This window comes from Peribacillus sp. NPDC055009 (assembly GCF_053608705.1).
Map to the genome: position 1 here is coordinate 1 of NZ_JBSGVZ010000004.1, position 21,545 is coordinate 21,545.

Below are 21,545 nucleotides of genomic sequence, written 5' to 3' on the forward strand. Positions count from 1 at the left end.
CAGTTGCAATGGGTATTGTTAATGATAATAGATTTCTAAATTATGAAATTCAATTATATCCATTTTTAATTATTAAAATTTGTGCATTTATCGGATGGATAAAAACATTTAAGATTGGTATGAGTACACTAATTCATGGTTTCGTGCTAAGTTCCTTGTGCTATTCGATTTTCACTATACTACTTTATTTTTTTGGTCAAAATATATTAAATGATATTTATGGTAGTTTTTATGGTGACATTTGGAATTCATCTGGAAGAGTCGGTTTTAAAAATACTACGGTACTTTTGATTATTAACTTATTTAGTATCTATATGATTTATTCCCAAAAAAGAATAGTGCTAAATTTGGTAAATATTATTCTTGGAAGTACATCAATTTTAATTTCACAGACAAGAAGTATTATTATATTATATCTTCTTATTTTACTCGTACTTTTTGTATCATTTATCATTAAAAGTGCTTTATCAAATCTTAATCCTAGAACGTATTTAATATTTAGTATCGCGAGCTTTACAATACCATTTGTATTTATAATAGGTTTCATTGTTTTTAATACAGATACTTTATTAATTGATAGTGTGAAAAGTAGAATGTTTGAATCCAATGGTGGTTCTTTAGATTCAAGGAAGTATACTAACCAATATAATATTGGAATGATAGAAAATAACATAATTGGTGATGGTTTGGGAAAGGAGATGTATTTTTTAGGGTCTAATTCTCAATTAAATAGTATTGACACGTGGATAGATAATTTATTTATATATATCTTAGTAAAATTTGGATTAATTGGGTTAATTCTTTTCATTCTAATGGTGATAATTGGGTTATTTAAATACATAAAAGAAGCGTTAATTAAAAAAAATGTGCTTTCTTTTATAATATTAATTGCTTATGTTCCTTTTATAATTATAACAACCTTTATGACATCTCAATTACTTCATTCACAACAAGTATATATTACCTTTGCATTTTTGTATTTCATTTGTTGTAAAGAAAAGTATTTTAAAAATATTAATAAAAATGTAGTTTGAATTGCTTACCTATATAAATATTAAATCTAATTGAGGAAGAAAAAGATGAAACATTTACACTTATTTCAGAATGAGAAATTCACAGAGCCTTATATTGAATTTATAAACAAAAATTACAATCCCAATGATCATTTGTTTTTGATTATTGGAGGAATAAACGAAAAAATTACTCCCCGGGAAAATGTCATTAAACTAAATAGAAGTATTAAAAGTATATATATTCTTATAAAGAAAATGTATACAAGTGAAAAGATTTTATTGCACAGTATATTTATTAAACAACTAGTTTTGTTACTTTTCATACAACCATGGCTACTAAAAAAGAGTAATTGGATAGTGTGGGGCGGAGATTTATATTCATATAAAAAGAGAAAGCGAAGTTTAAAGAGTAAACTATATGAATTTTTAAGGAGCATAGTAATTAAACATATTGGTGAAATATCTACCCTTGTAAAGGGAGATTTCGAATTGGTGAAAAAATGGTATCTCACTAACGCGACATATTATAATGCGGTATATATGAATAATGAGCAAAATGAATATATGGATAAGATTTATAATAGAAAATGCGAATCAAAAAGTTCAATTTCAATTCAGATCGGAAACTCTGCAGATCCTAGTAACCATCATATAGAAGTCATTGAATTATTAAAGAAATATGATAATGAGAACATAAAAATATATTGCCCCCTTTCTTATGGAGATATGGAATATGCTAAGGATGTAATAGATATTGGTAAAAAGGTCTTCGGTGAAAAATTTATACCATTAGAACATTTTATGAAGATGAATGAATATATGAGTATTATGGAAAAAGTAGATATTGGAATTTTTAATAACGATAGACAACAGGCGCTTGGGAATATATTGCCTCTTTTATATTTAGGTAAAAAAGTTTATATGAGAAATAATACAACCATGTGGCATGAGTTCAATGGCGATTTAAAATTATTTGATATAAATAATATAAAAACTGAAAAATTTAATGATTTTATAAAGTTGGATAGAGAGTTAAAAGAATTAAATAGGAAAAGCCTTGAATCAAGATTTGATAATAATGCAATAAAGAAGATTTGGGATGATATTTTTAACTCCAGTAATCGCTCGCTGAATTAGGAGAATTTCTATGACACAACAAAGTTCACTAAAACGAAAAACATTATCTGGTTTAATTTGGAGCTTTGCTGATTTGATAGCAAATCAAGGTATTCAATTTATTATACAAATTATACTTGCTAGATTATTATTACCTGAACATTTCGGCCTGGTCGGTATGATTTTGGTGTTTATTGCTATTTCTAATTCTATTATTGACAGTGGATTTTCTCAAGCGTTAATTCGACAGAAGAATGTTAGCCAAGAGGATTATTCTACAGTCTTTTACTTTAATTTAGTAATGGGGTTGGTATTATACGGAATATTATTTATTATTGCTGATCCAATTAGCATATTTTTTGGGGAACCGCAACTTATCACAATACTTAGGGTGCTATCCTTAGTACTAATTATTAACTCGTTTGGAATTATTCAAAGAGTGTTCCTAGTAAAAAATGTTGATTTTAGAACCCAAACAAAAATCAATATGATTGCAGGTATTATATCTGGTATTTTAGCTGTTTTTTTTGCCGTAATGGGCTTTGGGGTTTGGGCTCTTGTTATTAAAACAGTATCTATGCAAATAATTCAAACTTTATTGTTATGGATACTTAATAAATGGGTACCTTCATTAGTATTTAATCGCCAATCATTTAAACGTTATTTTGGTTTTGGTTCTAAGCTACTAGTTTCAGGGCTAATTGATACTTTTTACAATAATATCTATTATGTAATTATAGGGCGTTTCTTTTCCGCTTCGCAATTAGGATATTATACAAACGCCATAAAATTGAGAGATATTGCTTCTCAGTCTATTACAACTTCTGTTCAGCGTGTTACATATCCTATTCTAAGTAACATACAGGAAGATGAGAAAAGACTGAAAAATGGATACAGGAAAGTTATTAAAACATCATCTTTTATTATTTTTCCTATTATGGTTGGTTTAGCAGCAGTGGCTGAGCCCCTTATTTATATATTATTTGGAGAAAAGTGGATGGATTCTGTAATATATCTTCAGTTACTCTGTTTTGCTGGTATGTTGTATCCACTTCATTCGATAAATTTAAATATTCTTCAAGTAAAAGGAAGATCTGATTTATTTTTACTATTAGAGATCATTAAGAAGTTTATTTTAACAGTATTAATAATAATATCTCTTTTGTTAAAATTAGGGATTATCGGATTGATTAGTGCAGCAGTTTTACATTCATATATAGCACTTTTTATTAACACATATTTTTCTGCTAGAGAGATATCCTATTCTGCTAAAGAACAAGTGAAAGATCTTTTACCTATATTTATAGTTGCAATGGTGATGGGAATAATTGTGTACTTCTGTGGAATGAAAATGAATGAAGGAAATATTACAAAATTAATAATTCAAATTTGTATTGGAATTGGAATATATATTCTACTTTGTCGTTTGGCCAAAATAAAAGAATTAACTACTATATATGGTTTAATGTTACCTTTAATTAAGAAAATAAAAAGCTAAAAGCGTATATTAGACAGAAGTAATACTTCAATTCTAATCTTATGAAAAAAATAACAAAGTAAGAATACGAAGTTTAAAAAAGAAAGTATTAAAGAAGGAATTTTGATATGGAAAAAGTTGTTGTTTTTGGATCTGGCGGTCACTCTAAAGTGGTAATTGATATAATAGAAAAGTCTAATGAATATTCTATTCTTGGATTAATCGACAGTCATAGAAAAAAAGGTAGTATAGTACATGGGTATAAGGTCTTGGGTGATGAATCAAAGTTAATAGAGTATGAAAATCAAATTCATGGTGGTATTGTAGCTATTGGTGATAATTTTGTTCGTAGTAAAGTCGTTTCAGCAATCATTAAAAAAAGCCCTGAATTTAATTTTATTATAGCCATCCACCCTAACTCTGTAATAGGTAATGGTGTGAAAATAGGGGCGGGTACTGTTATTATGGCAGGAACTGTAATTAATAGTGAGAGTTCAATAGGTAAACATTGTATTATTAATACAAAGTCTTCTATGGATCATGATTGTCAAATAGGTGATTTTGCATCTATAGCACCAGGAGTGACCATGGGGGGAACTGTTAAAGTAGGTAATTACTCTACTGTATCATTAGGTGCTAATGTATCTCATAAAAGAATAATTGGAGATCATACAGTTGTAGGTGCAGGGTCAACTGTAATTACTGATATAGACTCTTTTGTAATAGCATATGGAACACCTGCAAAGACAATTAGAAAAAGATCTATCGGAGAAAAATATCTTTAATATAATTAAAAAATATCTACTTGTATGGTAAAAAGATTATTAATATTTGAAAAGAGGAGAATACATGCTTAGCCCTTTTAAAGATCCTATTTACGTTACTAGACCACTCTTACCAGATGCTCAAAAAGTTAATCGGAAGATTAATGAGATATGGAAAAGTAAGTGGATAACTAACAATGGACAACAGCATAAAGAGTTAGAAATGCAATTGCAGGAATTTTTAAATGTTGATTATATCTCACTTTTTAATAACGGGACTTTAGCACTATTGTTAGGTTTAAAAGCATTAAATCTTAAAGGGGAAGTTATAACTACTCCTTTTACGTTCCCAGCAACAGTTCAAGCTCTTGACTGGAATGGATTAACTCCTGTTTTCTGTGATATTGATTCAAATACACTAAACATAGATGCTAATAAAATTGAGGCCCTGATTACTGAAAATACAAGTGCTATTCTCGGAGTGCATGTTTTCGGTAACCCGTGTGATGTTTATAAAATAAATGAGATTGCTGAAAAATATAATTTGAAAGTAATTTATGATGGTGCACACGTTTTTGGAGCAACTGTAGATGGTAAACCAATTGGTAGTTTTGGAGATATGACCATGTTCAGCTTCCACGCAACCAAACTTTTTAATACAGTAGAAGGTGGGGCTCTTACTGTTAATGATGAAAATTTGCATCAAAAATTAAATCTCTTAAAGAACTTTGGTCTTGCGAGTCCTGAGGAAGTAGTATTATCTGGACTAAATGCGAAAATGAATGAAGTTCAAGCAGGTATAGGATTAGAAGTATTAAAATTAGTGGACGAAGAAAGATTAAAGCGAGATAAGATTAAACAAACATATGAAAGAAAGCTAGCAGGTATTCCCGGTATTAGGGTATTAACAACTTTGCAAAACGAGTGTAGCAGTTATCAGTATTTTGTGATTGAAATTGAAAGGGAAAAGTATGGTAGGTCAAGAGATTGGGTACACGAAGAGCTTAAAAAATACAATGTGTTTACAAGAAAATACTTTTATCCATTATGTAGTGATTTTGAATGGTATAAACATCTTGAATCTGCCCGCCCTGAGAATCTGCCAAAAGCTCAAGTATCTGTTAAACAAGTTCTTTCAATTCCATTTTATGGCGAACTGGAGCTGGAGTCAGCAGAAAAAATTTGTGCAATTCTTAAGGAAATTCATGTAGGGTTTATAGAAGAGACAGAATATCAACTAGGTGGTGATATTTAATGAAAGGAATCATACTAGCAGGTGGGTCGGGTACTCGACTATATCCTTTGACTAAAGCAATTTCAAAGCAGATGCTACCAGTTTATGATAAACCAATGATTTATTATCCCTTATCTGTATTATTACTTGCAGGAATAAGAGAAATCTTAATCATTTCTACACCAAGGGATGTTGAAGGATTTAAAGAACTATTGGGGGATGGTGTAAAACTTGGTTTGAATATTCAATATGCAGTTCAAGAAAATCCTAATGGTCTTGCAGATGCTTTTATAATTGGTGAAGAGTTTATCGGTAATTCATCTGTTGCACTAGTTCTAGGAGACAATATTTTCTATGGTTCTGATTTTGGAAATCGATTAAAAAGAGCTGCATCTTTGACTAATGGAGGTATCATATTTGGTTGTTATGTTAATGATCCGAGAGCTTATGGTGTAGTAGAAGTCGATGAAAATATGAATGCAATTTCAATTGAAGAAAAACCGGAACAACCGAAATCATCCTATGCGGTCCCTGGATTATATTTCTTTGATAATAAAGTTGTTGGAATTGCAAAAAAAGTAAGACCTTCTGAGCGGGGAGAAGTGGAAATTACTTCAGTTATTGAGCAGTACCTTTTAAAAAATGAGTTAAAAGTAGAACTAACTGGTCGTGGATTAGCTTGGCTAGATACAGGTACACATGAATCTCTACTTGAAGCTTCAAATTTTGTTGAAGCTATTCAGAAGCGTCAAGGTTTATACATTGCATGTATTGAAGAAATTGCTTTTAGAATGGGCTATATTACAAAAAACGAGTTATTAGAGCTTGCTCAACCTTTGTTGAAGACAGCGTATGGTCGTTATTTGGTGGAAGTTTCAAATTCGAAAGAAAATATTTTAATAACTACTTTGTAAAGATGAAATATAGATAATTTAGAAAATAACGATTTAAATATTGGGGTGAATTTGTTGATTCGTAAGAAAGTACTTGTTACTGGTGGTGCAGGTTTTATTGGAGGAAATTTTGTTCAATATTTTGTTAATAAATATCCCGATTATGATATTTATAATTTAGATTTATTGACTTATGCTGGTGACTTAACCAAACATCGAGATATTGAAGCAAAGAATAATTACTTTTTTATCAAAGCAGATATTGCAGATCGTGCTGAAATTAATGCTCTTTTTGAAAGAGAGAAATTTGATTATGTTGTTCATTTTGCAGCAGAAAGCCATGTAGACCGCTCAATTTCCGATCCGGGAATTTTCGTTAGAACAAATGTATTGGGCACTCAAATTTTATTAGAAGCAGCAAAACAAATTAATATTACAAAATTTGTTCATGTTTCGACAGATGAGGTATATGGAGAATTAGACTTTGATTTAACAACATTCTTTACAGAGAAAACTCCATTACAACCAAATAGCCCTTATAGTGCGAGTAAAGCTTCGTCAGACTTGTTAGTTCGAGCTTATCATGAAACATTTGGATTGCCAGTGAATATTACTCGCTGTTCGAATAACTACGGACCATATCATTTTCCTGAAAAACTGATTCCGTTAACAATCTCTCGTGCCTTAAGCAATCAAAAGATACCAGTTTACGGTAATGGTAAGAATATTCGTGATTGGTTACATGTATTCGACCATTGTGCAGCAATTGATTTAGTATTTCATGAAGGATTAAATGGTGAAGTATATAATGTAGGGGGGCATAATGAACGGACTAACATAGAGGTTGTTAAGACGATTATTAATCTATTAGGGAAATCTGAGGATTTAATAGACTTTGTTACAGATCGACTAGGACATGATAAACGCTATGCCATCGATCCTACAAAACTAGAAAAATTGGGTTGGAAACCTACTTATACGTTTGAGACAGGAATATTTCAAACCGTTCAATGGTACCTAAATAATGAACAATGGTGGGAACAAATAATAACTGGAGAGTATAAAAAATATTTTGAACAGCAGTATGGTTTATAAAAATAGTAGGGTTTAAGAGAAATTAGGCTTGATAAATTAGTTCTATTTAATTTGAGAGATAATTCAACAAAACTCTAAATAGTTACTCTTGCCACATTTGAAAAAAAATTCAAATGTGGCATTTTGAAAAATGTTATAGATAAATTCTTAAATTCTGATTATTAAAGGTGAAAAATATTACTTAGGATGTGACATCTAATGAAAATTGCTGTAGCCGGTACTGGTTATGTGGGTCTAGTTACTGCCGTTTGTCTTGCGGAAAATGGTAATACAGTGACTTGTGTTGACATAAATGAAGAAAAAGTGGAACTGTTAAAAAATGGGGTATCTCCAATTTACGAACCAAAATTGGAAGAATTAATGTGGAAAAATAGTGATAAAATTACGTTTGTAACTGAATATAGTGAGGCTTATAAAGATGCAGATGTAATAATAATTGCTGTTGGGACTCCTGAAAGAAAAGATGGCTCAGCTAATCTACAGTATATTAATGAAGTTGCTAAACAGATTGCAAATACAGTAATTAAAGATTGTGTAGTAGCAATTAAATCTACAGTTCCTATAGGAACTAATGACAAAATTGAGAAAATAATAAAAGAAAATTTACAATATGACGTTAATATTGATGTAGTTTCTAATCCAGAATTTCTTGCTCAAGGATCTGCTGTAAAAGATACTCTAGAAGCAACAAGGATTGTACTTGGTGTAGAGTCAGAAAATGCAGAGAAGATAATGAGAGAAGTATATAAAAATTTCGATATTCCTTTTGTAGTTACTAACCGAAACAGCGCAGAAATGATAAAATATGCTGCTAATGATTTTTTAGCTTTAAAGGTATCTTATATTAATGAAATTGCAAATTTATGTGAGATTGTTGGAGCTAATATAGAAGATGTCTCTAAAGGAATGGGTATGGATCCTAGAATAGGGGACAAGTTTTTAAATGCAGGAATCGGTTATGGTGGGTCTTGCTTCCCAAAAGACACCAAAGCCTTACATTGGCTTGCCAATTATAATGATTATGAAATCAAAACAATTAAAGCAACAATTGACGTAAATGAAAACCAAAAAATAAAATTAATTAAAAAGGCAAGAAAGTATTTTAATAGTTTTAATGGACTGACGGTAGCTGTTCTAGGGTTAACGTTTAAACCAGGAACTGATGATTTAAGGGAAGCACCTTCCCTCACAAACATTCCAATACTGCTTGAAGACGGGGCAAAGATTAATGTTTGGGACCCAGTTGGAATGGATAATTTTAAAAAAGTATTTACGGATAGTGTAACCTACAGCTCTTCAATTGAAGAAGCTATAACAAATGCTGATGTTTGCTTTATTTTTACTGAATGGTCCGATATCAAAGAATTTGAAATTGAAAAATATGAGAAATTAATGAACAGGCCTTTAGTTATTGATGGTAGGAACTGTTATGATGTTGAAAAAGTAATGAATACAGAGATAATTTATGAGTCTATAGGTAGAAAAGCTACGATAGGTATTAAAGAAACTGAAAAGGTTCAACTGAAAATATAATATTTTTCCCAAACTAAGAAATGCTCTGTAGAAAATACGGAGCGTTTTTTTTACAATAAATTAATATTAAGTGTATTTTTAAAAGGTGTAACAGCAAATATGAAAACAACTATAGTTTAGAAGAGCAATTAATATAATATAAAAAAATAGGTGGATTACAAATCAGCGGGAAATTTTGAACAATAACCAATAAAATAGTTTAGCAAGACAATATACTCCTGTTAATATTCTTGTATGCTCCAATTGTAAAACTATAACGAAAAAAGGATGAATTTCATGAAAAAAATCATAGGTTTTTCCTTCTGTTTTTTGCTAATTATTTTCTTCATTTTTCAGCAGAAACATTCTCTATCTAACCATACAGAAAAAATATTCGTGGAAGATTTTAAAGGGGCCAATGATTCTGCGAAGATTCAGGCTGCCATTGATCATGCAAAGGCCAATAAGTTAAAGACGGTTATGCTGGATGATAGGGAGTATTCGATTTCATCACCTATCATCATTAAGAAAGGCGTTAAGCTGCTATTTGGATACGGAACGAAGTTCATTGTAGAGGGGAACTTCAGGGTGCTTGAGCTTGAGCAGAATGCTTCCCTTGAAGGTGCTTATGTAGTGATAAATGATGCAGAATATAATTCAGAGGTCATTTACTTAGATGGTAAGTATAAATATTATAATACCTGGAACAAAACGCAAGTGAAGGATGTAAATATTATTAATTGGTCCGAGAGTAATAAGGGTACAGGGTTATCTTTATATGCAGGCGGTAAGGAACATGAGATTTCTTTCGTGAACTTTGAAAATGTCAAGGTTGCAGGAATGGAGACTGGAGTAAAGCTAATAGCTGAAGAACCGTCTTCTGGCAAGACCTGGATCAATGCTAATCGTTTTTCGAATCTATCATTGGAAGATTGTGTGAATATGATTTACATAGATAGTAACTCTAGCGTACCGAATGAGGTTAGTGGTAATCAATTTACCAACTTACAGATACAGCCTTCAGGCAAAACAAAGAGCATTTTAAAGGTAAATGGGCAATACAATAAGTTTGAAGGGATGGCTTGGGATTTGGACAAAATCACACTTCAAAACGATGTTATTGAACTTAAGGATAATAGCATGGGCACTATCATTGATATCCCATCCCTGCCTATAAGTCGAATCGCTGACAGAGGTCAAGCCAATATCTTGAATCAATAATAAAAGCGAAAAGGGTGATTAGCTAATAGATAGGCACACACCCTGTAATATAAATTGGAGATAACATTTATGACGATTAATTAACTGGTACTATTGATCCTTATCCATGGGGAATAATCCTTTCCTCTTTGGATAAAGAGAATATAGTCCAGTTTTTTTAAATTTAATAGTCAAAGCTTTGTAGTGATAATTTGGCCTTGGTCATTAATAGTCACTTTCCACTTTGTTCCGTTTGGTGAAGCCATTGTCACAGCTTTCCCTTTTTGAAGTTCTAAATCTCCATATAGTGTTCCGCCTGTAGTCGGCAGCCAAGCTGCACCTTGCTGTAACGATGATCTTGCGAAGATCCGATTAATTCGGAATCGTTTGTGCTCTTGTGTATACCCGCTTAACGTCAGTCTAATTTTATACAGTGTTTCTGCTCTTGCTTCTGAGATTACAGTGTTACCGGCATTAAATGGGAGATTCTTAGCTGTAATCCATGGTCCATTTAAGTTTTGTTGATATTCAATCAATACTCGGCTGGGACTTTCATTCCATCCAAAATAAATACCAAAGCAATTTAGCATTTTAAGAGGCTGTTTGGTAAAATCCAATTCAATCACAACCGGTTGGGAACTAGGAACATCGAGGTAATTTACACTCTGCTCATCGAGTAAATTGAAGCAGTTATTGATATTTCCTCCATAAGGAGCCTTTCCAGAAAGCTGACGTACAGCGTAGCGGACGTTTGCATTTACTAGGACATCGTCTTGATTTCCGACCAGTTGGGCTTTTCCTAAGGCAAGAGGTGGATATACTTGGAGCGATTCTTCATGAGGAGATGTACATCGATTATATTGGCCGCGATCAAGGATGGATGTGGATACCTGATTCGAGCTTAGGTAGTTGTGATGGGAAGTGGAGGAGAATTCAATAACGAGCGGGGGATCATCCATACGGTAGGTATCCCATATGATGCCTTCAAATATATTATAAGCACCTGAGCATCGAATGACTTTTTTCGTTTGTTTTCGGCTTTGAACTTGAATTCCAGTAAAGGTGTTGCCGGAAATTTCGTAAGGTAAATCACTGCTTCCGACAATCTCGATTCCATACTGGCAGCCATCTATAAAGATGGACTCGAAGGAGTTGGCATTAATCCAGCATGGGGTATCTACATTTACTAGTTTTTCAGTTTTTAAATAGAGTGCTGTATGGAAGTTTGTGATTTGGAGGGAGCTTGCCTTAAAGAAACTGATGAAATCCCATGCTTTGTTGCAGTATAGATGGATGGCTATACCTTGATATGTTGTAGTACGGTTAATAATATTGATATTGGATATAGCTGTATGATTATGGATTTCTATTTGTTGCGCCCCGGAAAGAAAAATGACGGATGAATTGAAGCTACTATCGATTATTTCAATCGTCCCGCCGGAGAGGGAAGCATCTTTTTGTAGCTCAAAAACCTGGAAATTACCTTTAACGATTAATGTTATCGTCGGATCAATTTCAAGATGGACATTTTGCTTAATGACAATGGGGGAGGAGAGGGTATATTGTTTCTTCCCTGTAATGACAACTTTAGAGTAGTTATTATCTACACAATAATCAATCGCTGCTTGAATGGCTGGTGAATTGTCCGCTAGATTCGGATCGGCGCCAAAACAATCAATATTAGCGACATTCCTATTCTGGCAATCCTCAGGGAGGTTGAGTGGGTCTTCCATATATAACACTCCTTTTATGGTGATGTTATATAGCTTATGCTTGTCCAAAAAAGTATGTATAGGTATAAAAAACAAAAACAAACGAGGGCATCGTTTGTTTTTTGTTCATTGATAGGTTTTCAGTGTAGAATGAATCATATTTGAGAGGGAGAAGGATTCTTCTACTTTTTGTCTTGCTTTGCTTCCCAAGCGTTGCCTTAAATCCACATTATCTTGAAGCGTTTTAATTTGTTTGGCAAATTCCTGTTCTGAATGTTGTGATATGAGAATCCCTGTTTCATGGTCCACAATCGCTTCTTTAATGCCGCCTACATCGACTGACATAATTGGAGTTCCTGCGGCCATCGCTTCCAGGACGACCATTGGAAAAACTTCTCTAAGTGATGTTAAAAGAAGTAAGTCCATATTGCATATAAATTCATACGGATTGGAGGCATTGCCTAGTAGCATCACTTTATGGCGTAACTTTAAGTCTTTAATCATTTTTTCTACAAATTCCCGCTCCGGTCCATCTCCAGCAATATAAAACATCACATTAGGTACGTCTTTTAACTCATTAACGATTTTCAAGAAAAGTTCATGATTTTTCTCTTTTGATAAGCGGGCTAAAATTCCCACATTAAAGGTTTCTTTAGGCTGTAATTGTTTAAAAGAAAAGTGTTCAATATCCACGCCGTTGTAAATCGTTCTAATAAGCTCATTCCTTACACCCAGTTGAAGTAAGTTATCTTTTTCAAAATTACTGACCGCAATGATTTGCTCAACATGCTTATTCAGCACCCTTTTAAATAGAAAGGGCACCTTTTTTTCAAGGATGGTTACATTATGCTTGGTATACACCAGCTTGATATTTCTTCTGGTCAGTTTCTTGATTGCGATCGAGTATAGCAGCATTCGTAAACTATTGGCATGAATGACATCGATGTGTTTTAAGCTGACTTGTTTAGTCAGTATTTTAAGATTGGCAAGGTGATTCTTTAAGCTTAAAGGGATGAATTGTTGTTTATTATGAATTTGCTTGTACAATTCCCCTGTCGCAGCAGCAGAGTAAAACGTCATGTTTTCATCCTGAAGATGGTTTTCCAATTTGCAAAAATACATCTCAGCTCCGCCAATTATGAGTTTATCTGTAAGTAGCAGGACATTGTTCATAAACCTTATTTCCCTCCATTTAGTACAGAGGCAGGCTGTGAACCTCTGTTTTTGTTGTATGCGTTATAGGCGTATTTGCTAAAATAGAAGTTAGCTTTTACGAAATTTAATTTTTCCTGGCTTCGTAACAGCTTCCAATATCGGTAAGCAGCCTTAAATTTATTTCTTGAAGTGGAGTTACTTACAATCCGATATTTGGATAAGACTTTTGGTAAGCCATGCGCTTTATATCCTTGTCGTAAAAGTAACAGCCATAATGCAGTATCTTCAGGCTGAATATCGGGCATTTCGATATTCTTGATTTGCAGCCTATCCAGCATCACGGTTAAACAGCCAATTGTTGTATTTCCAATCAGATGCTTATAATCCACCTCTTTAGGTGCCTTTACTTCAACATCAAGAGACTTACCTTCTTCATCTATTAAAGAATAGGAGGTGAAAGAGAAAGCGAGATTTCCCTTTTGCATGAATGCGACTTGTTCTTCCAATTTAGTTGGGAGCCATAAATCATCACTATCAAGAAACGCGATATATTTTCCGTTGGCTTCTTTAATGGCTATATTCCTAGCCTGGGCAGCACCGACATTCTTAGATAAAGGAATAAGTCTGATCCGTGGATCATTCTCTGCATAGGATTTAATGATAGAAACCGAGTCATCCTTTGATTGATCATCTACAATGATCATCTCCCAGTTAAAATAGGTTTGATCTTGCACAGTTTTTATCGTTTCAGGGATAAAAGACGAGCAGTTATACGAGGGAGTTATCACGGAAACTAAAGGTCTGTCATCCTTTTTGCTGTAGGTCATTACATTCCACCTCTTTTTTCTCATATACCGAAATATATTTTAAAGTTAGTGCTAAAAAGGAAAAAAATGCTTCATTAATCATGAGTGAAAGGGACATCATCTGTATTAAGAAAGCAAAAAGAGTAAGCACAATGAAGGGTTTTTCTTTATGTAATTTAGTCTTGAATAAAGTGATGATAAGCATTAATAAAAAGGAAAGGTAAAAAAGAAAACCAATGATTCCAGACTCTACTAAAACCTCAAGATATGTATTGTGAACATATAGCTTTTCATTATGCTCAAAAGCGTAATAATCGGAAAAATTAAAAGCGCCAATCCCAAAAAGGGGATTTGACATAAAGTAGTTAATCGCCTGCCCCCATAATTCAAACCTTCCGCTTCCCCCGTCAGTTGAAAAGTCAGAAATGCGGCTCGTGACGATTTCATTGAGATCTATATTGATAAGAGATCCAGCAACATATATCACCGCTAAAAATAATAAGGAAACAGCTAACATTTTGATTTTTTTTGAGAAATTAGCTAACAGCATGTACAAAAAGACCACCAGTACAAGCGCTAAAACACCGCCTCTAGAAAATGTAAGAAGGGAAGTAATCATACATAGGAGGAATCCAATAGAATGCTTTAATCCCTTTAAATTGGTTAAATAATAGGAAAAAAAGATTGTGTTAAAAAAAATGAAGATGTTGGGGTCATCCAGCAAACCGATTAATCTTGGATAATCCCGGTCCAATAATAATCCATATGAAGTAATCTCAACACCTGTCGGAAATCTTCCTGTCACCTGTATGCCTATGATGTATAATACTAGGCTGCTAACGTTAAAGATGATTCCGACATTTGCAATCGATTTCTCAATCGCACTTAGCTTTGTAAGCTCCAATACATATCTCATGATGAAATAACAGCCAAGTACGAGTATCACTCCTAGAATGACCCGAATGCTCGATTCAGGATACTGAGAAAAAGCGCCGCTCAGACAATAGGTGAAATAAAATAAGAGCAAAAGGATTTCATAATGATAAAGGGTATGGAAATAAAAATCCCGAAAATGAATGCAAAAGAAAATGGCTAGAAATATCATATAAATTTTTAAAGAAAAACCGATGGAGATATTATATTTACTGAGCGTAATAAAAAATAACAAGAGAAAGACTGACCATATAGAGGTGTTTTTATTAATTAGCAATCTTTCCATTCTCTTTTTGTCTCCCATCTTGTAAATGTTCGGTAGCAGGTTTCTTTTTAATAAAGCCAACGATTAATTGCTTGATGCTCTTATCGAGCAGCAAAATTAGAGCAGTGACGAAAATGATGGTAGAAATCATGGCTATAAAAGGATACTTGGATAATAAGTTTTGCATCAGGATGAAACTAATGAAAAAGAAGGTACCATACGGCAGGATGACCTTGAAAAGTACCGCTCTTTTTTCTGGATTGGCAGCGACATAGCCAATGAATGAGACGATTTCCATGGTAAGGACGGCAAAAGCTGAGCCAGCCACTGCATAGTTAACGCTCATAAAATAGAAGGAAACCAAACCAACGGTGATTGTTATAAACTGGACAAATGTACGCCGGTTCTGTAATCCCCTTGTTGTGAGACCGTCAGCAATGGCAATGTTAAAGCCTTGCAGAACGATTATAAAAGCCAATATTTTTAAAGGCTGAACCGCAGATCCCCACTCGGGTCCAAATAAAATGGTGACGAGATAAGTGGCCAAGTAGAATAAGGTTATAGTCATGCACATGCCGATATAGGACATGATTTTCATTTGCAGGATATTCAATCTTGTATGTTCTGCAAGCTCACCTTGGTTGTATCGCTTAAATAAAAGCGGAAAAAAGGCTCCTGCAATGACTCCTGGTATTTGGTATAAAGCAGAAGGAATCCGATAGGCTACTGCAAAGAGACCGACAAGCGCTAAAGGCAGTGTTTTTTCCAGCACCAATGGACCCAATTGTGGGGTTAGCATGATAAATAACCCACTGATTAAAAACGGACTAAGATTCGTTAATAATTGTTTTTCAAAAGGAGACTTCCATTTTATTTCCGCTTTTTTCAGCAGTAAATAAAGGCTGTAAAATCCACCGGCTAAATAAGAGAATCCATATAAAAAGGCTGCCAGATGAACATCAACTTTCAAGCCCATACTCACCGTGGTTGAAAGTATCAACGCAAAAGAAGAGAAGATTTTTATCCACGCGATGAATTGCATTCTTTCAGTTAATTGAAAATAGGTTATTCCAATACTTTGCATCGCCAGGCCAATGACCATCGGGATCATTAAGCTATAGATCATATAAAGAATTTGTTGTTCTTGATAAAGAATATGAATGCCAGCAAAAAAAACAAAAAAGGTCAAAAGGGAGCAAACAATCCGAATCTTAATATAGGAAGAAAATGTTCTTCCTAAGTTTTCCTTTTTTGATCCTTCCCTTAGAAAAGTATTACTTGTCCCGAGGTCCGTAAGAAAATTCATGACCATGGCAAGAGCCAATGCCACACTGAAAATCCCGTAGTTCTTTGAGTTAAAATAATTTGCTAATAGAATGAGCGTGGCCGCATTAAGAACATTGGATAGAATGGTACTGTAAAATAAGTGGACAATATTTTTTAAAATAGAGTTTTTCTTTGTATTCACTTTATTCGCTCCCGATTTTATGACGATAAAGTCGTTGGGTTGAGTAGTGGTGCAGGTGATTGAATTGTCTTTCTGGTTAAAGAAGGCTGAGTTTGGTTTAAATAATATTCATATGTGCTGGCAAGACCCTGTTCAAGTGAATGAGCGGGATGCCAACCCAATTTTTGAAGTGTCGTTTTATTACAGAGTAAGCTGTCTTTGATATCCCCATTTTTAGCTGGCTGATAAATAGGAGATAAATCATGGTTGCCAAAGGATTGAATAATCGAGAATAATTGATTGATGCTTGTACTGGTGGTTGATGAGACATTGAAGGTGCCGCTTTCTTCATATTCCAACGCCTTCAGATTGGCATCGGCTACATCCTTTACATAGATGAAATCCCTTGTTTGAGTGCCGTCTCCATAAATGACGGGCCGCTCATTTTTTATGACAAGATTAGTGAAGATCGATATAACACCGCCTTCGCCGCTAGCTGTCTGTCTTGGCCCATATACATTACTGTATCGAAGATTCACATAATTTAAATCGTATAATTCTTTAGCGAGCTTTAGATAATCCTCTGCCGTTTTTTTTGATGCACCATAGGGTGATAATGGAGAGGTAAGATGTGATAATGTGATTGGCATGACATCAGCATCTCCATATACAGCCGCAGATGAAGCAAACACGATTTTTTTTACGGCATACTTGTGAGAAAGCTTAGCGATGTTTATCGTTCCCATGATATTGATTCGTGCATCATTCGTAATATCCGAAATGGATTGTTGGACACTTACTTGTGCAGCTTGATGAATGACATAGTCAGGCCTAAATGTCTCCATCGCATTTTCAAGCAGGACCTCATCTTCAACATTTCCAAAGAAGGGAGTGACTTTGGCCTGGACATTTCCGATAGATCCGGTAGAGAGGTTATCATATATAGCCACTTCATAATTATTACGGATTAATGTATCAACAATATGAGAACCAATAAATCCAAAGCCCCCAGTTACTAGTACTTTTTTCATTTTTCACTACCCCTTTTTTGATTATCTAGCTCCATTACCAGTAAAGACTATGGTCAAAGTTCGAAACAAAATCTTGATTTCCATAGCAAATGTGCGGTGTTGAATATAATATAGGTCGTAATGCAGCTTTTCTTTTGGTGATAAATCATAACCCCCATTTACTTGTGCCCATCCAGTAATTCCAGGTTTTACATATAAACGGTTTTTAAAGCCAGGCAAAAACTTTTCAAATTCTTTATAGAAATATTCCCTTTCAGGTCTTGGCCCGATGAGCGACATATCTCCTTTTAAAACATTAATAAGCTGAGGGATTTCATCAATCCGTGTTTTTCGTATAAAGGCTCCTATTCTAGTCACCCTGGAATCATTTGCACTTGCCCACTTAGGCCCATTTTTTTCGGCATCGATGCCCATGGAACGCAGTTTAATCATATTGAAGGGTTTCCCATCCAGACCTAGTCTTTGCTGATAAAAAAAAGGGGAGCCAGTTGAATCAATAGGGATAAGAATGCAGAATAAAAGTAAAATAGGTGCTGTAAGTATCAGCATAAAAAACGAGATGATTAAATCCATAGTGCGCTTTATATTAAAATAAGATGATGTCGATAGTGGTTTTGTCAGGTTTGCTTCCTGCCTATCGACTCTGACTTTCGAATCCACTGGTTATCCTCCCTGAATTAAGAAATGATCATTGATCCTGAAATTTCAAGATTTGCCCTTTCGAATTGCATTTTCACACCGGCAATTTTCTCTAACTTGTCTCTGCCTTCTTGTATCGCTAATATTATGCCATCACAATATTTAGCAATGATATTTGCATCAGGTTTATTTAAACTGTCTGATGTATGAAATAAAATGATGTCAAAATCCTTCTTCCATTCCTCAATCAGAGTTGGAAGGGTCTCTAATGTTAATAAAGTTGCTGGCTCATAAATGGCTTCGCTTGTAGGTATACAAAATAGATGACCCTTTATATGTATAGCATGTTCGTTAATATTGGGCTTCTCGTTTAAAAGCAAGTTGGTCAAACCGAATGAATTATCGATATTAAACACTTGATGCAGCGAAGGCTGGCGCAGATTAGCATCCACTACAAGGACTCGTTTACGCTGTTCAGAAAAGGCAAGTGCTAAGTACGCTGATGCATTTACAATATTCTGTGTTTGTGAAAGAGATGTAATCATTAATATTGGATCGTCTTTATGAAGGTTGGACTCGATATTGTTACATATCGAATAAAATTGCTCTTTATTGATTTCATTTAGGTAAAAGGATTGTTTCCTTGTGAATTTAATACTCACTATATTCACCCCGTTTTGTGGAAGGTAAGGTTTTATATGTTGTTTTACGTTTTCTGTTTATTCTTTTGGTATTCAAATCCAGCCTCCCTAATAATGGAATTCCAAGAAGTTCAAGCTCCCTATCGGAGTAGGTTGAATCATCAAAGTGCTCTCTAAGAAGTGCTAAGCCTATTCCAGCAAAAAAGCCTATTACGATCGAAATGGCTATGATGAATTTCGGCTTTGGGAAAAGCAGTTCTGCTTGTCCCATTTCATTATCATTGAGAATACTAATCTGTTTAACGTTTGTAATGTCTTTAAAATTAGATATCGAATGCCTCGCGACAGTTTGGGCGATGTCCTTAGCGGATTCAGGATTTGAATCCTTGACTGTAATCGTGATGATTTGTGAATTATCTCGATTAGTAATGGAAACTTGCTTAAGTAAGTCATAGCTAGAAGTCTTAAGATTCAATTCCTCTTTAACTCCTATCATGATTTGCGGACTTTTAATGATGTCCATATATGAAAGGGCAAGCTGTCTGTTCTCTTGAACCTTGTTTATCGAGGCTTCCTTTTCATCCATGCTTAATGATCCTGCCAGAACTTGCGTGGAATACTGATAGGTTGGTTTCATAAGGTACATGGACGAAAAAATAATAAAACCAGTAATACAAAGGGTAGATAGAATAATGATAAATATTCGCTTTTTTAAGATTCGTATAAAATCTTTAATTTTTACTTTTTCATTCATCGATTTCACCACTTTTTTAGAGATAGTAAGAATACGTTCACAACTTGCAAAGAATTTTTATATAATAGTAAGCAATTATCCTATTTTGCGTTTTAAAGCTATGTGGTCTTTGGAAATTACTTTTTCTTGTTTGTTTCTTGTGAAATACGATCCGAGCCTCATGCATGGTTTTTCCACGAGTAGATAGGACGCTGAAGAGAGTAAAAAAGATAAGAAAAAGGAAAATATCAATATTAAACCGGTAGGCAGCTTGTTATAAAATAGGTACATCAAAGAGAATAAGGATATAAGATGGTACAAATACAAGCTATATGAAATTTTCCCGAGAAGAGTTAGCAATCTAGACCTTAAGACCGCCGAAATTTTTTGGGAACATACGCTCATGATGATAAAAATGCAAACACCGAATGAGACAACGTAATCCCTAAAAATATAATTGTTTAAAAAATCCACTTCGCCAATGATGCCTTCGTACATAAAACAGGTAATTGCCCCCAACAACAATGCAATTTTTACAGTTTTTTTCTTTTTCAAGGTATAGGAAAAAAGTTCGTGTCGATATTTCGCTATTATTGCTCCCATCAAAAAAAGGGTACTGTAGTGGAAACTTAGAAGAATGCTGGTTATATCTCCACCAGAACCAAACAAAAACAAAAAAATAGTCGACGAAAAAATTAAAACAAAAAGCCATAATAAAGAGTATTTAAGCTTTTTTCGCACAAATAAAAAAATCAGAACAGGAAATATAATCGAAATTCTCATTTCGTGGACAAGGGACCATATAACGTTGTTATAGGCATCTGTATTGTACTGCCCTATAAACAAAAGATGTTCTATTAATAAGGAAGGAGTATCCGGGCCTGTCCAAGATTTATTAAACCAGTCAGTGATATAGGGAAAATCAATTTGGCTTAAAAGCATTTTAGCCAATATAGCTATGCCTATTGCTACTAGATATGGTATATAAATTCGAAACACTCGTTTTATTAAGTATGTAGAATAGTGGAATTTAGCACTATTAACTGATAAATACAAAACAAAACCACTTAATACAAAGAATAGAATGACAGACTCATTTCCACTACTGAAAAAAAGGCGTAAAGGAGTTTCCTTAAACAAATAAATCATGTAGGAGCTGTTTGAACCATACTGATAATTAGCATATGAAGGGTATACCATCAAATAATGCCCGAATAACACAATGAGAGCGGCTAACCCCCTTAATGAGTCGAATTCCTCATATCTAGTCATATCCTCCTCCATATGAACCTTTTTTTTTATAATATAGCACTTGTTCTTAATAAAGTATAGCTAGTTCTTTAAAACAGACAAAAATAGACAATTAAGTACAAAATTAACCATAATATACCAATTTATAAGCTCGATTAGGTAATGTTTAATCGACTAATAAATACTTCTGGAGAACAGTTGAAAGACCGAACACATCATGCTCTTATAAGAGATTTGTGGCCTTTGGCCAATGGATAAATCCTGTTCCCACTACCCTAAATTTCCTTAAGATATGGAAGTTTGGGGAACAGCTAGCCAGTTAAGGATTAGACATACAGGCGATGTTTATTATTCCTGTAATGAGGGAAACGAATTACAAGATATGCAAATAGAATTAAACCAATTGACATAATAATGTAAAGATGGTAAGTTCAATTTGGTTATTCTTTATAAAGAACAGTTTGTTCGTTAAGGGTGATGGTGTAAACTGTTAATTCTATCGAAAGATAAAAAATAAGTAAAAAAAAATAATAGATTTTACTATTTAATATAAACCTGTCATTTTTATTAAAAGCAAAAGATCCATTAATAAATTATATAAGAAAGGATGATTTTAATGCCTTTATAC

General features: G+C 33.7%; 19 protein-coding genes. 9 read left to right on the forward strand and 10 right to left on the reverse strand.

The annotated features are described in order from the left end of the window. The 9 genes from ACWF5P_RS08220 to ACWF5P_RS08260 form a co-directional block, all read left to right on the forward strand. Window positions 1-1,034, forward strand: a 1,034-nt coding sequence (locus tag ACWF5P_RS08220; RefSeq protein WP_452444768.1) for an O-antigen ligase family protein, incomplete at its 5' end; no start/stop codon positions are given. Between the two features lie 45 nt (window positions 1,035-1,079). Then, window positions 1,080-2,150 carry a TDP-N-acetylfucosamine:lipid II N-acetylfucosaminyltransferase gene (locus tag ACWF5P_RS08225; protein WP_452444769.1) on the forward strand — a complete coding sequence of 357 codons (1,071 nt, stop codon included), beginning with the start codon at window positions 1,080-1,082 and terminating at the stop codon, window positions 2,148-2,150. Window positions 2,151-2,160: 10 nt separating this feature from the next. Further along, window positions 2,161-3,627, forward strand: coding sequence for an MOP flippase family protein (locus ACWF5P_RS08230; protein WP_452444770.1), 1,467 nt, complete (start codon window positions 2,161-2,163; stop codon window positions 3,625-3,627). A gap of 107 nt (window positions 3,628-3,734) precedes the next feature. After that, the gene (locus ACWF5P_RS08235) at window positions 3,735-4,391 is read left to right on the forward strand and encodes an acetyltransferase (protein WP_452444771.1); all 657 of its coding nucleotides are present in this window, start codon (window positions 3,735-3,737) and stop codon (window positions 4,389-4,391) included. 64 nt (window positions 4,392-4,455) lie between these two features. Next, on the forward strand, window positions 4,456-5,625 hold the full coding sequence (locus tag ACWF5P_RS08240; protein ID WP_452444772.1) for a DegT/DnrJ/EryC1/StrS family aminotransferase: 1,170 nt from the start codon (window positions 4,456-4,458) through the stop codon (window positions 5,623-5,625). Continuing rightward, window positions 5,625-6,518 carry a glucose-1-phosphate thymidylyltransferase RfbA gene (rfbA, locus tag ACWF5P_RS08245; RefSeq protein WP_452444773.1) on the forward strand — a complete coding sequence of 298 codons (894 nt, stop codon included), beginning with the start codon at window positions 5,625-5,627 and terminating at the stop codon, window positions 6,516-6,518. The genes ACWF5P_RS08240 and rfbA overlap by 1 nt, the downstream gene beginning before the upstream one ends. A 54-nt stretch (window positions 6,519-6,572) precedes the next feature. Continuing rightward, a complete protein-coding gene (rfbB, locus tag ACWF5P_RS08250) occupies window positions 6,573-7,592 on the forward strand; it encodes a dTDP-glucose 4,6-dehydratase (RefSeq protein ID WP_452444774.1) in 1,020 nt (339 codons plus the stop codon). Between the two features lie 198 nt (window positions 7,593-7,790). Next, window positions 7,791-9,125: a UDP-glucose dehydrogenase family protein gene (locus ACWF5P_RS08255; RefSeq protein ID WP_452444775.1), complete on the forward strand. Its 1,335-nt coding sequence runs from the start codon at window positions 7,791-7,793 to the stop codon at window positions 9,123-9,125. Between the two features lie 276 nt (window positions 9,126-9,401). After that, window positions 9,402-10,325: a hypothetical protein gene (locus ACWF5P_RS08260; protein ID WP_452444776.1), complete on the forward strand. Its 924-nt coding sequence runs from the start codon at window positions 9,402-9,404 to the stop codon at window positions 10,323-10,325. 170 nt (window positions 10,326-10,495) lie between these two features. Here the strand turns inward: ACWF5P_RS08260 and ACWF5P_RS08265 are convergent, their stop codons facing one another. From ACWF5P_RS08265 to ACWF5P_RS08310, 10 genes are all read right to left on the reverse strand, one after another. Beyond that, the gene (locus ACWF5P_RS08265; protein ID WP_452444777.1) at window positions 10,496-12,037 is read right to left on the reverse strand and encodes a hypothetical protein; all 1,542 of its coding nucleotides are present in this window, start codon (window positions 12,035-12,037) and stop codon (window positions 10,496-10,498) included. Window positions 12,038-12,142: 105 nt separating this feature from the next. Next, the gene (locus tag ACWF5P_RS08270; protein ID WP_452444778.1) at window positions 12,143-13,189 is read right to left on the reverse strand and encodes a glycosyltransferase family 4 protein; all 1,047 of its coding nucleotides are present in this window, start codon (window positions 13,187-13,189) and stop codon (window positions 12,143-12,145) included. Between the two features lie 5 nt (window positions 13,190-13,194). Then, window positions 13,195-13,998, reverse strand: a complete 804-nt coding sequence (locus ACWF5P_RS08275; protein ID WP_452444779.1) for a glycosyltransferase family 2 protein — start codon at window positions 13,996-13,998, stop codon at window positions 13,195-13,197. Next, window positions 13,976-15,196, reverse strand: a complete 1,221-nt coding sequence (locus tag ACWF5P_RS08280; protein WP_452444780.1) for an O-antigen ligase family protein — start codon at window positions 15,194-15,196, stop codon at window positions 13,976-13,978. Before ACWF5P_RS08280 ends, ACWF5P_RS08275 begins: the two co-directional genes overlap by 23 nt. After that, window positions 15,177-16,643: an oligosaccharide flippase family protein gene (locus ACWF5P_RS08285; RefSeq protein WP_452444781.1), complete on the reverse strand. Its 1,467-nt coding sequence runs from the start codon at window positions 16,641-16,643 to the stop codon at window positions 15,177-15,179. Before ACWF5P_RS08285 ends, ACWF5P_RS08280 begins: the two co-directional genes overlap by 20 nt. Before the next feature lie 17 nt (window positions 16,644-16,660). Continuing rightward, window positions 16,661-17,653: an NAD-dependent epimerase/dehydratase family protein gene (locus tag ACWF5P_RS08290; RefSeq protein ID WP_452444782.1), complete on the reverse strand. Its 993-nt coding sequence runs from the start codon at window positions 17,651-17,653 to the stop codon at window positions 16,661-16,663. Between the two features lie 21 nt (window positions 17,654-17,674). Further along, window positions 17,675-18,226: a sugar transferase gene (locus tag ACWF5P_RS08295; protein ID WP_260358621.1), complete on the reverse strand. Its 552-nt coding sequence runs from the start codon at window positions 18,224-18,226 to the stop codon at window positions 17,675-17,677. Window positions 18,227-18,330: 104 nt separating this feature from the next. Then, window positions 18,331-18,954: a CpsD/CapB family tyrosine-protein kinase gene (locus tag ACWF5P_RS08300; RefSeq protein ID WP_452444783.1), complete on the reverse strand. Its 624-nt coding sequence runs from the start codon at window positions 18,952-18,954 to the stop codon at window positions 18,331-18,333. After that, window positions 18,944-19,687: a YveK family protein gene (locus ACWF5P_RS08305; RefSeq protein ID WP_072273271.1), complete on the reverse strand. Its 744-nt coding sequence runs from the start codon at window positions 19,685-19,687 to the stop codon at window positions 18,944-18,946. The genes ACWF5P_RS08300 and ACWF5P_RS08305 overlap by 11 nt, the downstream gene beginning before the upstream one ends. Window positions 19,688-19,762: 75 nt before the next feature. After that, entirely contained in the window at window positions 19,763-20,938 is a 1,176-nt protein-coding gene (locus ACWF5P_RS08310) for an acyltransferase family protein (RefSeq protein ID WP_452444819.1), read from the reverse strand. Window positions 20,939-21,545: the final 607 nt, after the last annotated feature.